Raw genomic sequence first — 16,094 nt, forward strand, 5'->3', positions numbered from 1 at the left:
CTTTCATAGTAGTTAGGTGACAGTCTGATAGATTCAATCTATTTTTTTCGAATAACAGCGAACATGACTAGTACGCTTAATCCCTCAATTAATACTAAAAGCATAAAATAAACAGGTGTTAATTTAATTACTTCTAAGCTAAAAAACTTGAGACCTTTATTTAATAGATAAGGCACTAAGATACCCATACATGCTATTTTCCAAAAGCCAAGTTTCCCTATAATCTCTTTACTAGAAAGCAATACTAGGGTAAAAATCATTCCAATAAAACCCGTATAAAAAGAAACCTCATGTTTTCCTACTAACAAATCCAATCCGCCAGCAACTAGTGTTACCATAAAACATAATTGGAGTATTCTATAAAAGAACTTTTTTATCATATCCACTACTCCTTCGTCTATTTTTCAGATGCTCTAAGTTTATTTTATTATGTACATGCTAATGATAGCATTCATTCTTTATTGAAAACTATTTTTAACCTAACTGTAGCTTATTTATGCCTGAACGTCTTTTGGTAAAAATAAAAAACCGAATTAAAAATCTCTGCTTGAACGATTTTTTAATTCGGTTTCTAAGTAAAAGCTACCTATGGAGGCAATTTTTTTGAAGATGCACTAATTTTCTATTTGATTGCATAAGTTTCTTTTTTTCGAGAAAGTTATTCGCTATTATTAAGGTAACTCAATAATAACCCGATACAACATATCGTCTTCAAACCAAGCTGGAAAATTTGTCCCCCAAACGTTATTTTGCAAATTAATAAACATTCCTTCATTTAAGGAAGGCTGTAAATTATCAAATTTCAATAAACTTCGTCGACCAAAAGAAAAAAGTGGCGCATCGAGACTTTGAATCTTCACTTTTCCTTCAATCCCACTATAAGATAATCCTTCTTGAGATAATGCGTGTAAATTGCGATTGCCATTTTCTACCACATTATAAGGTGAAAGGGTCGTTCCCAGTTTATTCATCTGCCAACGATAAGGATTTGCTACTTTCAAACTGGTTTCTAACCAGTAAGCTTCGGGCATCTTATTTGCCTGTTTGCCATTCCACTTCAAATTGAGTTCAATCCGATGTTCTAGTAAATCAATGTGATATGTTAATTGATTTTTTGCAGGTACTCCCCACATTCTCTGTTCATATTCTGTAAAGCAAAGATCAAAAGTCACGACTAGTTGGTTTTTAATTTGAGTGATACACGATTTCTGAATCATCGGTTTGATTAATTCATAACGAATATCTTGAAAAGCTTCGATGCCTCGTTTAGCAAAATCTACTAAACACCAACTAGAAGTCCATCGTGTTAAACGGCTATATTTGCTAATAAAATTATGATAATCAGCAAAATCAAATCGTTCATAAGATAAACTCCCAAGCTCATGGCCCTCAAGAATGTAATCATTATTAGCCACTTTCAAAAAACTGATTCCACCGCTAACTGAAAATTTCAAAGAAACATCCCCATATTGATACAATCTACCCGGAATTACTGATTCACCCGTATTTATACTTTGAATTTCATATTTTTTGGTGGCTAATACTTTTTGAGCTTCTATTTGACGTACATCACTTAAGCAAGATACCGCTACCGTCAGATATTCTCGTTGTTCTTGCCAAGAATCTTCATATAATCTATAAGAACGTTTCGAACAAAGCTCTTTTGATTCGATATCTGTACTAATTAAAGCCATTAAATCCCCAAAATCCATAGATGTTCGATCATGGTTAAAAGTAATTTGATCTTGCTCACGCGCTTTTTGAAAATCTTCAAGTAAATAATTTGTATAGTCGGGTAAAAAAACATTTCCGTTTCCACCCCACGTATGTTCAGCAACTAGCATAAGTTGCTCCGAAAAATTTTTATATTCCGCACTATCTACACTTAACTCACCTGAATCCAGCCATTGGTTACGAAGACGTAATAAACTCAAATAATCTGAAATTTTTCTCGAATCAGAAGCAATTCCATGTATCCAAGAATCCCCGATTTCTTCTTCAATTACCGGTAAACTATCACGTTTTTCCCACGCTGCTAGTGCAAATTGATCCAAACTAGAAGCCACAACCTCCACATCTGGATTTTCTTTTTCCAAACGAGCCATCAACATCTGAACTTCTTGACTGTCTTTTGGTGGACCGGCATTGTCATGACTGTGGGCAAAATATAACCTATCATCCCAACCTTCACGCATAAAGGTTTCACCATAATCTTGTGCATAATGAACCACAATCTCTGTTCCATCACTATTACGCCACAGAAACATTTCTGGCACTTTGGGAATGGCGGAGCTCGCGTTCACGCCAATATGCAAATATTTTAAACCTGCTTTGGCCATTAAAGGAACAATCCCAATTGTATGACCTGGGACATCAGTTAGCTTCGCTGCTACCGTTTTCATGTCAAATTGTTGATCTAATTCTTTAGAAATCGATAATCCATATTCAAACAAACGTTGATCCATCAATTCGCTATGCATTGTTACCGGTAAGCCATGCCACTTAATTGTGCCACATTTAATTGCTTCTATCATTTGTTCCTTATCTTGTTTGGAGACATTGGGATGATTCAAATAAAAGTAAATTAACCATGACCCGGTTGTCCAAACAAACTGATCGGGTAACTCTTTGCCAATTTGTACTGCTCGAGGAATAAAGTCTATCAAATACTGCTCTATTACATTTGCTGCCAAATCTGTAAACCCTATATCTAAATGAGTTTTATAAACTACATGAAGTTTTTTTGCCATTCTCTGTCACCTCTCTAAATTTCACCTGCTTTTGGATTGTAAGCTATTGTTAAAATGCCTTCGTTTAATTCAGCCGCTTTTTCCAGTAAATCTTCAGATGATTGATTAGACATTAAGAACAATTGATAATCAAATTCATAAAAACCAGACAAATCAACTTTAAAATTAGTTTCCCAGAAATTATTCATCGGCCAAGAATAAATAACTTCTTTATTTTTCCAGGCTGTATCAGCTGAACAAAGATTCACCAAATGACTTTCAAGTGTCCCTAAAGTAATCAGTGGCGTATCTTTGACGGCAATCACTAAACCCTGTTGTCCATTCGTGAAAGTCAAACCATTATTCAAAAGATAAAATTCTGTATTGGAACCAGGCAATTGATCAATCGCTGGTCGAAAAGTTGTTCCTGTTTTTCCAATATAACAGTCACTACATTTTCCATAACTAAACGGGAGCGGAATATAGATATTTTCGGGTGCCCATTCGTTTTCTTTCTGAATTCTAACTGTTACGTTAATTTTCGGTAAATCTTTATAGACACGGAGAACTACTGTGTACATCTTCGTTCCCACTAACGAATAGTCTAATTCAAATTCTGCATAAATAGGTCCATCCAACGTCACTTTAACTGACTTCAAATCGGCAACAGACCGTTCTGTTATTCTACCTTTACGATTTCGTCCCATGATACGACGTTCAGAACAAGCATCGGAAGTTATCGGAGTCACTTCATAGACCCCCGCAAATGGTGAATGTTCTTGATTTGAATGAAGTAAATTCGTTCCCGTTCGCTTATCAATCAATCGGTTAATTCCTTTTTTGTGGTCAATTGACAAACTAAAATCTTTTGTTTCAATTCCAAATGGAGAAACGAGATGTTCGTATCCCACATAAGAAGCCACATCGGCAATTTGTTCAGTACCAATATATGCATGATTCCAATTTTTCCGTAGTGGCTTACTCTCTTGACGACGTAAACAAATCAATCGTTCCTCTCTAGCTTTTAACGTCACTAAAAATTCTATTTGTTTACCAAAAGATGTATCTGTCACTTGTGAAGGTAGAATTTCACCGGTTTGGCAATCAATAACCTCAACAAAATCATTGGTATCCAAATAAAAATAAGAATCATCTATCGTTTCCCAATGTTTGATATAAATTTGAGTATGATCACTTACTGTTCGATTATGAGGATTGATTACCTTGTAAACAGCCTTTCGATTCATCTGAATAGATTCTTCGCCTAATTTTGCTAAAATTTCATCCAAATGTTGAGAAATTAAGCTATTCGCATTAATGGCATAAGCTGCTTTACGATAGTCTAAATCATTTACTAAGGTATTCCATGGCTGACTTACAGAAGAATGGTAGCCCCATGTATGTTCAGCATACATCATCATATTTTCTTCAGCTTTCGCTAATAAATCAGCCCTTCCCAAAGTTGCTTCAGGATCTAATTTATTCGCAATTCGATATTTATGCTGAGCATTACGATAAATTTTTGTTGGCGCTGGTGTTGACCCTACGCCATCAGCCCACCAATCCGCCCAATCACCACGATAAGTTGGAATTTCCACTTCTTGTTGGCGCAGGATGCGAAAGAATTCGTTAAGTGTGATCAATTCAATCTTAATTTCATCTCCATGACGCTCATTCCACTTATGAATATTTTCCATCATTCTAGGATTAGGCGGGGCGTTATCGGTAACAATCCCGCTAATCATTGCAGGTACAAAATCAAGTGCATATCCTTCTTCTTCTAATAAATCGAAATGAGCAAAAATTCTTTCTTCAGTCTTTTTAAACTGCAATTCTGCTTCTTCTGGCGTATAACCTGCCACTCCATATTGTTTTGATTGATCAGAATTTGGTACAAGGAGAAAATCATTTCCTGTTTGATAATGATCTCCATTCCAAACCAGAATTTTATTTCCCTTTTGCGTTTCCCACCAGAAGGGAATTTGTTTCTTAAATAAAGGAAACATGCCATGATGCGTATGCAAACACGAAAATAAGTTTTCAATACCATTTTGATACATTATTTCTGCATATCCCCACGAAAACCCGTTAATATCAGCAGTCATCGCTGAATTTAATGGTAGGCCCAGACTATCTACATAGGATTTCCCCTTAGCAAACATCTTACCCACTACCTGTTCATCGACCAATTCTGTCATATTCAAATAACTTAGAGAAATATCAATCCAACCCTTTTTCAAAAAATATTCAAAAATTTGCTGTTCCTCTATTGAGCTATTAGCTATAAATTGCTCTACTTGCCAGTAATTCTCGCACGTATACTTAAACCCTGACCACTCAGGTTTCTCTCCTGACTCAATTTTCTTCAGAAAAACCAATACGCTCTTGATAAAATCCACATGATACCGGCTAATTTTTTCTTGGCGATCCGTATATCCTATATCTGTATGGGAATGATGGATCAAATATAAAGTACGTTTTGACATAATTTCTCCTTCTAATTTAAAAAAATATTCTCCATTACTTATCCATTCGTTACCAGTGACATTAAGCCACGTAAAGTTGATAAACTAGTATTTTGACTATATCTAATCTTTAAGTTTCCACCAAAACATCGTTCTATTGCTGGATGAAAATAATCTAAGCTTCCACTAATTTCCCCACCAAAAACCACTTCATCGGGCTGAAAAGACGTCACAAATGGCGCCAATGCTTCTCCAATCCAAGTGCCAAATTCATCAAAAATTACCAATGCTTTTTGATTACCTTTTTGTGCCTCTAAAAAGAGTTCATAACCTGTTAAAGGCACAGAATAATTGTTCTTAATCAACTGCTGCAAACCATTGGCAGAGAGATAATCATCTATTATACTCTGCTTAAATGGTCGATTGTATAGCATTCCTTGACTATTTAAACCATATTCCTCTCTAATTACCTCCCCTTCTACGATAAAAACAGAGCCACAGCCAGTACCTAGAGTCAGATATATTCCACGGTTAACTCTGCTTTTCTCTCTTTGCAGGAATTCCCCTAAACCAAAAGCTGTCGCATCATTCTCGAATATAATCGGTACTGACAGCTGAAACTCAGAATATAGCCACTCAGCAATTAATTTTTTTAACCGTACCTCATAAATTTCATCATACTTACGTAACCCCTTCATTAAACTGTATCCTTCTTGATAATTAAACGGACCTGGAAAAGCAATACCGACACCTAACAATTGTGCTTTTTGAGCCATTTGCCGATTAATAGTTGTCACGATTGCATAAAAATTTTCTAAAATTGTCTGCTGGTCTTCTTGCGACTTGGCAGGAAATTCTTGATTACGAGTGAAAAAAGGAAGCCCTTGCTCATCTAAACAATTCGTTTTAATCGTCGTCCCACCAACATCCATTAAAAAATAATAGCCCTTCATACACAGCCTCCTCATCTTTAAGAAATTGAACACTTCCCGCTTGCCTTTGAATAGATGTAATCCATTTATATTCATTTAACGAACAAAAGCTTTCATTGTCTTAATTGTCTTACCGCTACTGGTTCCACTAGGACTAATTTTATAAGCTTTGACGCTCTCAGGTATAATAAAAGTTTGTGCATAATGAACAGTAAAAGGTGCAAAAGATCCATCGATACTTTCAACAACCGCTTCTTCTCCTTCAACTAAATTTAATACATTCACACTCCCATGGTTTTCATGGATAACAGGTACAGAAAAACTATGGCGACGTGTTTCGATAAATTCAGTTTCATGCAATCCTGTCCGTTCTTCCATCCAGCCTTCACCAAAGTCAACTATTTCAAAGGGATTTACTAATTCTTTTTTGACCCAGTTTTCATCACGACGGATATCAATATTGGGCTCTCCATGTTTCAAATGAACCGGTCTAGGCAAACCATCTAAATCTACTCTGCCCCAATCCCATAGCTTAAACGTATAGCGATTTGGAGTAGCACTTATTTCTAAAACAACTGAATTTGCTCCGCTGGAATGAATCGTCCCACTAGGAATTGAGTAATGATCATGTTTTTTAACAGGTTGTTGATAAATAAATTTTTGGGTAGGAAAAGCTTCTTTTCCTTCAGAAGCTCGTTGCAAAGCTGCCATTAATTCGTCTTTGGATACACCATTTTTAACACCTAGATAAACAACCGCATCTTCTTGTGCTTGTAAAATATAATAACTTTCATCTTGCGTATATTTGGCACCAAACACTTCTTGTGCATATTCTATAGTAGGATGAACTTGCAAACTTAAATTAGAGCCTCCCATAGTGTCTAAAAAATTAAAGCGAATCGGAAACTCTGCCCCAAAACGTCCATAAACGCGACGCCCCAACAAACATTCTCCTTGGAAGTAAACTAGATTATTTCCTGGAATCTCCATCTTGGCTTTTCCAAAATCCAGAAAGAGGCTATTCTCTTCTGGTACGCCATTAAAACTCCATGCTAGATTCACTTCATCTTGACGAAAACTAAATTGTTTTTGCATCCAATGTCCGCCCCATACTCCTGGATCAAAAAAAGGAACTAACGAAAACGGCTGTTGAGCCACTTCCAACAATGCTTGATTATACGTACTGTGATCCACCAATACCCAGTCATCTTGGAGTGTATCCATAAAATAATCAATTTTCTCATAAATGGATCGCTTTTGCTTATCTGCAACACGCCATTCAAAGAAATAACCACGTTTAATCATTCGTAATGAATCCTCTCCTTGATTCTCACCTTTCCAATTACTATACTTACCTGAACGATAACGTTGTTGAATTTCCCATCGAGGTAAATCTGCATAGATCAATAAATCGGGAGCATAGACCAAACTTGCACCTACACCATAAATTCCAATACGTTTCTTTTCGTTTAAAGCGATTTCAATTTGTTTAATTAACATACGCTGTTGATCTAAATCAATAAAGTCAGTCAATGAATGATGAGACATAAAGCCAAACACTCGATCCTCTGTCAAATTGTCGGCTATCATTTCTGTAATAACTTGACTATTATAGAACAAAGTGTCGCTATCAATTAAAACATCTATTTCCAATTGTTCAAGTAAAGTCGTTCTTAACAATTGTTTATCTAAAACTGGATAACTTTCAATTGTTATAACATTAAGACCTTCATTCTCCATTCGTTTTCTTATCAACTCAAGTATTTCTTCTTCACCTACATATACATCAAATTGTTTGGTAATTGCTGTTTCGGGAAAAAAATCATAGTTCACTTATAAAACTCCTTCCACCTGATATTATATCGTTAAATATCCTTAATTCATCCAAAGTATAGCACAGCTGATTCACTCAAAATGTCTTTTTTAATCCTGCTATTTATCAGCTTTTCTAGCTATTGTTATAACAATAATATCAAATATGATAATTCTCTATGATATACTTAGTAAATCATAGAGAATTATTACGAAAGGAGTTTATTCATATGAGCAACATTCACTCAAACTCTCCCTTATATGCACAAATAGCCGATCAGCTTCGTTCAAATATTAGAACCGAAAAATGGCAGGAAGGGGAACGAATTCCAACAGAATTTGACCTTTGTGATATTTATCATGTCAGTCGTATCACTATTCGTAAAGCTATAGATGAACTTGTTAGAGAAAATCTTTTGTATCGTGAACGAGCAAAAGGAACTTTCGTCAAAAAATTTAGTCCCAATATTAGCGAATATTCCACTGTTATCAAAGGATTTACTCAGGAATTAAAGGAACAAGGAAAAAATGCTACAACTTTACAAGCTAACGTGTATAAAAGCCACGCTGATCATAAAATTGCCAAATATTTACAAATCAAACCCGGAGATGACATCTTAGTCTTAAATCGAGTAAGAGGCGATGATAACAACATCTTAGCTTTTTTTAAGACCCATATCATATTCAAAGAGGACTATTCTTTAAAGTCTAAGGATTATTATGGCTCTTTTTACGAATACCTTGCTACAAAAGGCATTCGCGTTAACCAAGAGAATGAGTATATTGAAGCCATTTCTGCTACTCGGGAATTGAAAAAATTATTAAAGATTGGTGAAGCTGAGCCAGTATTGAAACGGGTTCGTTTTACCTCTCAAAAAGAAATGAATTTTTTTGAATACACCGAATGCTTTTATATCGGTAACAAATACCGCTATTATTTGAATTTTGATTAAATCATCTTAGCTTCTATCAAATTGAGAAGATCCGTTTTATTGACACTTATCTCTGGTTCACCTTTAGAAGAAAGACATTTTTCACTTTGATGACAATCAAATTGGGTGGAAACTAATTATTCCGTATCTTTATTAAAAAAATGTCAAAAAAAAACGGCTAAAAAGCCGTTTTTTGAGAGACAATTGAGAGAATAACAATGAAAATGGTAGACGTAGAAGCTCATAGATTGTTGAATATACGCCATTCTTACCGAAGATTGGTACTATCTCCGATACATCTTCAACAGGAGCAACTCAACCAAAAGCACTGGTACAAAAGCATTTGTCTGTCTTCTGGTAGCGCAGTGGAAAACTCAGACTGGTAATAAATTGTCATTTTTTGAAAGAATAGCGCCCTCTTGAACATTATCAATCGCATTTACCACTTGTTGATCTGACTTCGCATATAAGTGACCGTAAGTTCCTAAAGTGATTTGGATATTCGCATGGCCCAATCGTTCTTGAATCGAGAGCGGTTGAATGTTCTGCTCAATCAGAAATGCAACATGAGAATGTCGTAGCGCGTGAAGCTTAATCGGTTTGACGCCCGCTTTTTTAGCAGCTTCTTTTAACCAGTTTGCAAAAGAATAAGGTGGCGTAAAGGTTCCGTCCAACTGAGCAACATATTCAAAATTTCCAATACGTTTTTGCAAGTCATACCACTGTCTGAGCTTTAATGAAAGTTTCTTTCCCATCCCAATTGTTCGATAAGCGCATTTAGTTTTTGGAGTCGAAAAGTACCAATCATTTTTTGTATTATAAATTAGTGTCTTCTCAATCGTTATCGTGTTTTTCTCGAAATCTACATTTGACCAAGACAAAGCTTCAAGTTCTCCAATCCGAATGCCAGTATAAAAGAGCATTTCATACACAATCTTCCGATGGTGGGTTTGAATCTTATCGTCCTTCAATTCATTCATCACTTTTAGAAACTCACTGTGTTCCCAAAACTCAACTTTCTTATTCTCAGAGGGAAGCGAAGAAACATCTTCAACGGGATTTTTAGCAATCACCCCCTCTTTAACAGCCCGATCCAATACAATCTTTAAGTGTCCCCGAATCCGATTGATATAAGACTTTGATAACGTTTCGCCATTGACTTTTTTCCGTGAATTACGTGACTCTGTCTGGCTTAGTTCAAATAACCAATCCTCAATATCGTGACTTGTAATATCTCGAACACGAAAATGATAGAAAAACTGCATTCGCTTTTCGAATATAAATTGCGCATTCTCATATGTTTGACTTTTCACCTGTCTCTCATACCATTTTACAAACCTATCCTTGTAAAACTCTTCGAAAGTCATTTGATTGGTAGAACACAGTTGATTAGGAACTGTCTTGTTAAAATCATGTGTTTCCATGTACTTGTCATAAGCAATTTTGGCATCTTTTTGTGAAGCATAGCTTCGTTTAGTCTTCTGAACCTTTCTTCCATTTTCATCTATACCTAGATATGCTCGAAAGAACCATTTTTTTGTTTTTTTGTCTTGATAAATATTTTTAATTTTTGGCATCGTACCATTCCTCTCTATACTCGAGAAAAGCTACTTTAATTGTACCGCGCTTGTACTGTTTATTCCGCAACTTGAACGTGGAAAAGATGTTCAATCACTCGAGATGGCACCACACCAACTTGGCGATTGTTATAAAAATCTATACCTTCAACCCTTGCAAGATACGTTTTGCTCTCTTTAATCATTCGTGCAGCTTGACTAGGTTTAAAGCCCATCTCTATCAAAATTGCACGATTTACCATGAAATCACATTTTGTTTCCATTCTCTCACCCCCTGATACTTTACTCCTTTTAAATTAATCCTCTTTATAATCAATTGTTTCTCATTCAATGGTTGTGTTATACTCGTCTTGTCGAGGCGGAGTACGTTGCACAACTTGTTGTGTAAGCAGTACTTTGCTTTTTTAGTAGCTTGTTTTCTCATTTGATATACTTTGTAGTTTTCGTTCATAATACTCAACCTCCTCCTGATAATATTCTGGGTCTGCCTTCATATTTTGGAGAAGTTTAATCTGTCTTGGATTCATTTCTCCTTGTTCAATAATCAAAGACAACAAGGAAGAATGAAACGTTTGATCCACTTGTGCTATAAAAGCTAGCGATGGCGAAACACCATGAATTAACCAATTCATACTTTTCTCAAAGCTTTGAGGAATTGTCTCTAAAGAAATAGTGATTGCGCCACGATTGTCAATAAAGGCTGCCCATTTGGCATCGACTTTTGCATCTGGATCATTTGGATCACGGTCATAAAAACAAATTGCTCCATTAAGTAACTCAAAGAACAGTTTGGTTAAATCATGGGATCTTGAAATAATCTTTGCCAAGCTTTGTGCTTTCTCTTTTCGATACCGTAGTTCAAAGCGATTTTTCACTTCTGCCTCTTCAAGTGGTATTCCTCTTCGCTTTCGTTGTTCATAATCCTTCTGATAAAAACAAAAGCGACATTGACTCTTCTTTGAGCCTAAATACAAGGTCTCGCCATTTGATTCATTATTTGTGATATCCGTCCCGCCATGAGATTCACTCACTTGAAACGTGGTCCATACATGGCCTAGTGTTACTTTACGCTTTAGTTCTGGAATGCTGAGACTCCCCACAAAATCATCTAAAGTAAAATCAATCCGTGTAAAGTTTCCCTGATAATCTAATACCTTACGGAAGAACTCTTGCCAGTTTGATTTTGCGGTTTTCAAACGCATGGCAAGATGTTTACAGCCTTGACCTGAAAACTCCATTACGGTTCCTTTTACCGTATCGTCAATGGAATACCGAATCGTGATTACTTGATTCCAAACATATTGCCCAATATAGCCCTTTGGTGCATAATCCAATTCCTCAAAGCGTTCAATAGGCATGCCAATAATCTCTTCAATCAACTTTAAATGTTGATTCGAGAAAAAGTGAATGGTTAGATAATCAATCAAAACACGATTAACTGGAACAACCTCTTCTTGCAAACTATCCAGTATAAGAGTCAATTTTTCTGCACTTAATTGTCTCGTTCCTTTTTCTACTTTCGATAATAACGATCTCGAAATCCCCACTTTTTCTGCTAAATATCGCTGGGTCCACCCCCTTTCTTCTCGAGAAACTCGAATGGCTTCACCGAGATCATGTTGATTAACTTGGTTCATAGACAAACCTCCTTCTGCTATTTACTTGTCAAAGAACCGATAGACTTATTTTAAGTACAAATCAATTGTACGCTTGTATTTATTTTAAGTCAATAGATTTTGACTTTTTTTAAGTACACAAGTATACTGAATTTAAGAACTCATCATGAGGAGGAGTTTTCATGGAGATAGACAAGCAAGCAGTTGGCAATCGAATTCGGCAGATTCGCCAAGAGTTAAAGTTGAGTATGGAGAAATTTGGCAAACTAATTGGTGATTTACCGCGAAGTACAGTCAATAACTGGGAACGTGGGATTAACCTTCCAAAAACCGAAACCCTTCACCAAATTGCAGAAATAGGCCATGTCACCAACGAATATCTTTTGTATGGTGAGCAAGAAAACCAATACATTTTAGAAATGCTTCAAAAGAAGGCAGGTAAGCTTGATCCTAAGATTGAAGGACTGATAGTAGACGAACTGAAACAAGCAGATTTTGTCAGTGAAAAAGAAATGGATCGAATGGTTGAATTTTTTATTACAAACCTCATTCCACCAACTGAACAAGATCAGTTTACTTTCCAATGTATCGACGAGAAAAAGCGGCTTTACCTTGGTTCAACTAATTTTGGTAAAGAAGCGCAGCTCTATTTACACCATGACAATCAAAATCATATTCTGCACATGATGCCCTTTACCTTCTCCAACTTTAGTGTGGATCGCTTACTCGTCTATTTAGAAAATCAAGAATCCTATTCCTATTTTGGGAAACATTTGCCAAAGAAACTAGTAGAAAAGGCCATTCTTCTATACTCAATCAATCAATCAACCGGCGATGTGCGAATTGCTCCGTTGGTCTATTCAAAAGAAACCGCTTCTTATCAGTACACAGAGGACAATCAATACCTACTAGAACAGCAATATCTCTATCTACCATTCGTGATGGAAGTCGAGAAAGAACGTCTGTTAAACGCAGCGTATCCATCATCAAAATAAAGTGACAAGCTCTATAAGCATGTGACAAAGAAAACACTGCTAGGACACTCCCAAATGGGTAGTTGTCCCAGTTTCCTGTTCTTTGTTAGCCCCCTGTTAGAACCGGGGGCTTTATTCATGCAGTCCGGCTGCGCCTCCCTGCAATAGACAAAACTCCAGATCGGGTAATTCGCTTGTGGCGAAACCCGACCTGGAGTTTGTCTTTACAGTATTATTTTATGCTTCTTTCGAATATCTCCAAGCATTCAGTGATTTATCTATCTTTGATCTCTTTTAAGCCTCTTGCAATAACTCCTTGATTTCCTTTGGTTTTGCAACTCGGCCACTAACAACTAATTTATCATCAATAATCAGTCCTGGCGTCTTCATCACACCAGTTTTCACGATTTCAGCCATATCTTCGACTTTTGTAATTGTCGGCGTAATGCCTAACTCCGACACTGCTGTTTCTACATTTTCTTTTAACTTTTGACAGTTTTTACAACCTGGACCTACAATTTTGATTTCCATAATTATCTAATCCCCCTTAACTTTTTATAAAGCTATACTATTGAAAGTAAAGCCAATCAATAAAATACCTACAATACAAATTGTGATAAAGATTCCTAACAATTTAGGTTTAACCACTCTACTTAACATGATTAATGACGGCAAAGACAACGTTGTGACAGACATCATGAAAGCCATCAAAGTTCCCACTGGCACCCCTTTTGAGAATAGCGCTTCTGCTATTGGGAGAACACCAAAAATATCTGCATAAATTGGTGCCCCAATTAAGGTCGCAATAATCAGGCCAAACGGATTATTATTACCTAGGATGCTTTGAATAAAACTGGTCGGAATCCAATTATGAATGAGCGCACCAATCCCAACCCCAATTAATACATAAAGCCAGACTTTACTAGCAACCTCCTTCACTTGCCCCCAACCATAAGCCATTCTTTTTTTTATGGTATAGGTTTCAACTTGGCTAAGACCTTCCTCCATCTCGCGAATATAATCTTGAATTTCATTCTCTAGGTGTAATTTATCAATGAGTGTACCTCCAATTACAGCTAGCAGTAATCCTAAAAGAACATAAGCTATCGCAAATTTCCAGCCGAAGAAAGACATTAACAGGATAATTGAGGCAATATCAACCATTGGTGAGGAAATAAGGAAGGAGAAGGTTACTCCTAACGGTAATCCAGCGGTTGTAAACCCAATAAAAATTGGAATGCTAGAACAACTACAAAAAGGCGTGACTGTACCCAAAAGTGCTCCCAGTAAATTCCCCTTCCAACCTTTTAAGCCACCCAACAATACTTTGGTTCTTTCAGGTGGAAAAAAAGTCTGAATAACCCCCATGACAAAAATTAAGATCGTTAATAAGATAAAAATCTTAATTGTATCAAACAGAAAGAACTGAAGACTTGCCCCTATCTTGCTATCGATCGAAAGTCCAAAACGCTCAACTAATTTTCCCATCAAATCATTTAGCCAAACCATTTTTAGTAATTGATCGCTAATCCAAGTCCACATACCTTCCCCCCCCTTTTGAATTAAACATTTAACTGCTTCGATAATTCAATCATTCTCTTTTCGATTTCATCTCTTGTGTCTCGGAAAGCACTTCTAATTTCTGCCTCAGATCCTTTCGCTTTGGCAGGATCTACTAAGTCCCAATGAAGGTGAGTGCTTTCCTTTGGAATCATGGGACACTTATCTGCTGCGTCACCGCAAAGAGTGATAATCATGTCAGACTGATTAAAGTAGTCCAAATCAATCAAGTCAGATGTTTGATTCGAAATATCGATTCCAGATTCTTCCATTACGGCCACTGCTCTAGGATTCAGACCGTGGGTTTCAACTCCAGCACTTCGGATTTCCCAAGAATCATCTAAGTATTTTTTAGCAAAGCCTTCCGCTATTTGACTTCGACAGGAATTGCCCGTACATAAGAAATAGATTTTTTTCATTCATTTTCTCCTTTTGTTGGGAACCAATCTTTCGTTCCATTTATCAATTTGACTAATAACAACATAACAGGTACTTCTGTTAGAACGCCTACTGTTGTCACAAGTACAACTGGTGAATTGACACCGAAAAGCATAATTGCTACGGCAACCGATAACTCGAAAAAGTCGGAAGCACCAATCAAAGCTGCTGGCGCTGCCACATTATGAGGCTGTTTTGTCCATTTACAAGTAAAATAAGCAAAGTTTGCGGTAATAATATTTTGTAAGACTAAAGGAACGGCAATCATGAGAACATGAAACGGATTGTTTAAAATAATATCCCCCTGATAAGTAAAAATGATTACCAATGTCAATAACAAGCCAATGGTTGTAATGGAGTCAAACTTTGGTAAGAAGCGATTGTTAAAGTAATCAATTCCCTTACGTTTTATCATGAAGTATCGCGTTAATGCCCCACCAACTAACGGTACTAGCACAAATAGTAGTACGGAGGCAAAGAGAATATTCCATGGTACAAACACACTATTTACTCCTAAAAGGAAGGAAACAATTGGTACAAATAGGACAATGATTAATAAATCGTTAATTGATACTTGAACCAAGGTATGCGCTGGATCACCTTTTGTAAGGTTTGACCAAACAAAAACCATAGCGGTACATGGCGCTGCCCCTAATAAAACGGCTCCAGCCACATAGTCTTTTGCTAAGTCTGCTGGGATAAAATTGCTAAAAACAACATAAAAGAAGAAAGATGCTAAGCCAAACATCAAGAACGGCTTAATTAGCCAGCTTGTAATGCTAGAGATCATAATCCCCTGATATGTTTTTCGGACATTCAGTATTGATTTAAAATCGATTTTCATCATCATTGGGAAAATCATAACCCAAGTTAAAACGGCAATTGGAATATTTGTATTTAACACTTGATAGCTTTCTAATCGGTCTGCGACACTAGGTAAAAACTTTCCGATTAGCATGCCTGCTGCCATACATAACAATACCCAAACCGTTAGATACTTCTCGAAGAAATTAATTGCAGGTTTTTCAGTTACTTCCGTAGATACATTGTTCATTCATA

The 16,094-nt window shown here is 36.4% G+C and carries 14 protein-coding genes; 2 read left to right on the forward strand and 12 right to left on the reverse strand.

Annotation, left to right across the window (positions count from 1 at the left end):
• Positions 1-38 precede the first annotated feature (38 nt).
• The 5 genes from AC4BC7_RS07385 to AC4BC7_RS07405 all read right to left on the reverse strand — a co-directional run bounded on the left by AC4BC7_RS07385 (position 39) and on the right by AC4BC7_RS07405 (position 7,959).
• Entirely contained in the window at positions 39-380 is a 342-nt protein-coding gene (locus AC4BC7_RS07385; RefSeq protein ID WP_207941274.1) for a hypothetical protein, read from the reverse strand.
• Positions 381-671: 291 nt separating this feature from the next.
• Positions 672-2,750 carry a DUF5054 domain-containing protein gene (locus AC4BC7_RS07390; RefSeq protein WP_490504265.1) on the reverse strand — a complete coding sequence of 693 codons (2,079 nt, stop codon included), beginning with the start codon at positions 2,748-2,750 and terminating at the stop codon, positions 672-674.
• A 14-nt stretch (positions 2,751-2,764) separates the two neighbouring features.
• Positions 2,765-5,215: a glycoside hydrolase family 38 N-terminal domain-containing protein gene (locus AC4BC7_RS07395; protein WP_207941278.1), complete on the reverse strand. Its 2,451-nt coding sequence runs from the start codon at positions 5,213-5,215 to the stop codon at positions 2,765-2,767.
• Between the two features lie 38 nt (positions 5,216-5,253).
• On the reverse strand, positions 5,254-6,147 hold the full coding sequence (locus tag AC4BC7_RS07400) for an ROK family protein (RefSeq protein WP_490504266.1): 894 nt from the start codon (positions 6,145-6,147) through the stop codon (positions 5,254-5,256).
• A 75-nt stretch (positions 6,148-6,222) separates the two neighbouring features.
• Positions 6,223-7,959 carry a class I mannose-6-phosphate isomerase gene (locus AC4BC7_RS07405; RefSeq protein WP_490504267.1) on the reverse strand — a complete coding sequence of 579 codons (1,737 nt, stop codon included), beginning with the start codon at positions 7,957-7,959 and terminating at the stop codon, positions 6,223-6,225.
• A gap of 158 nt (positions 7,960-8,117) precedes the next feature.
• Here AC4BC7_RS07405 and AC4BC7_RS07410 point away from each other — a divergent pair, with 158 nt between their 5' ends.
• The gene (locus AC4BC7_RS07410; protein WP_490504268.1) at positions 8,118-8,891 is read left to right on the forward strand and encodes a GntR family transcriptional regulator; all 774 of its coding nucleotides are present in this window, start codon (positions 8,118-8,120) and stop codon (positions 8,889-8,891) included.
• Positions 8,892-9,244: 353 nt separating this feature from the next.
• Here the strand turns inward: AC4BC7_RS07410 and AC4BC7_RS07415 are convergent, their stop codons facing one another.
• The 3 genes from AC4BC7_RS07415 to AC4BC7_RS07425 all read right to left on the reverse strand — a co-directional run bounded on the left by AC4BC7_RS07415 (position 9,245) and on the right by AC4BC7_RS07425 (position 12,084).
• On the reverse strand, positions 9,245-10,447 hold the full coding sequence (locus AC4BC7_RS07415) for a site-specific integrase (protein ID WP_490504269.1): 1,203 nt from the start codon (positions 10,445-10,447) through the stop codon (positions 9,245-9,247).
• Between the two features lie 59 nt (positions 10,448-10,506).
• Positions 10,507-10,710 (reverse strand): DUF3173 domain-containing protein, encoded by a 204-nt coding sequence (locus tag AC4BC7_RS07420; RefSeq protein WP_048720931.1) that lies wholly within the window; start codon positions 10,708-10,710, stop codon positions 10,507-10,509.
• A 141-nt stretch (positions 10,711-10,851) separates the two neighbouring features.
• On the reverse strand, positions 10,852-12,084 hold the full coding sequence (locus AC4BC7_RS07425) for a replication initiation factor domain-containing protein (protein WP_048720935.1): 1,233 nt from the start codon (positions 12,082-12,084) through the stop codon (positions 10,852-10,854).
• A 161-nt stretch (positions 12,085-12,245) separates the two neighbouring features.
• On the opposite strand from AC4BC7_RS07425, the gene AC4BC7_RS07430 reads away from it, so the two are divergent.
• Positions 12,246-13,058, forward strand: coding sequence for a helix-turn-helix domain-containing protein (locus tag AC4BC7_RS07430; protein ID WP_490504271.1), 813 nt, complete (start codon positions 12,246-12,248; stop codon positions 13,056-13,058).
• A 273-nt stretch (positions 13,059-13,331) separates the two neighbouring features.
• On the opposite strand, the gene AC4BC7_RS07435 is transcribed toward AC4BC7_RS07430, so the two are convergent.
• Genes AC4BC7_RS07435 through arsB form a run of 4 tightly spaced genes read right to left on the reverse strand, consistent with a single transcriptional unit; the run spans position 13,332 to position 16,089 of the window.
• The gene (locus AC4BC7_RS07435; RefSeq protein WP_490504273.1) at positions 13,332-13,568 is read right to left on the reverse strand and encodes a thioredoxin family protein; all 237 of its coding nucleotides are present in this window, start codon (positions 13,566-13,568) and stop codon (positions 13,332-13,334) included.
• A gap of 24 nt (positions 13,569-13,592) precedes the next feature.
• Complete coding sequence (locus tag AC4BC7_RS07440) at positions 13,593-14,579, reverse strand: permease (protein WP_071131630.1); 987 nt, start codon at positions 14,577-14,579, stop codon at positions 13,593-13,595.
• A gap of 20 nt (positions 14,580-14,599) precedes the next feature.
• A complete protein-coding gene (gene arsC, locus AC4BC7_RS07445) occupies positions 14,600-15,016 on the reverse strand; it encodes an arsenate reductase (thioredoxin) (RefSeq protein ID WP_048720943.1) in 417 nt (138 codons plus the stop codon).
• Complete coding sequence (gene arsB / locus AC4BC7_RS07450) at positions 15,013-16,089, reverse strand: ACR3 family arsenite efflux transporter (RefSeq protein ID WP_071131631.1); 1,077 nt, start codon at positions 16,087-16,089, stop codon at positions 15,013-15,015. Before arsB ends, arsC begins: the two co-directional genes overlap by 4 nt.
• Between the last annotated feature and the right edge of the window lie 5 nt (positions 16,090-16,094).

It is taken from the genome of Enterococcus sp. AMC1623 (assembly GCF_058216495.1).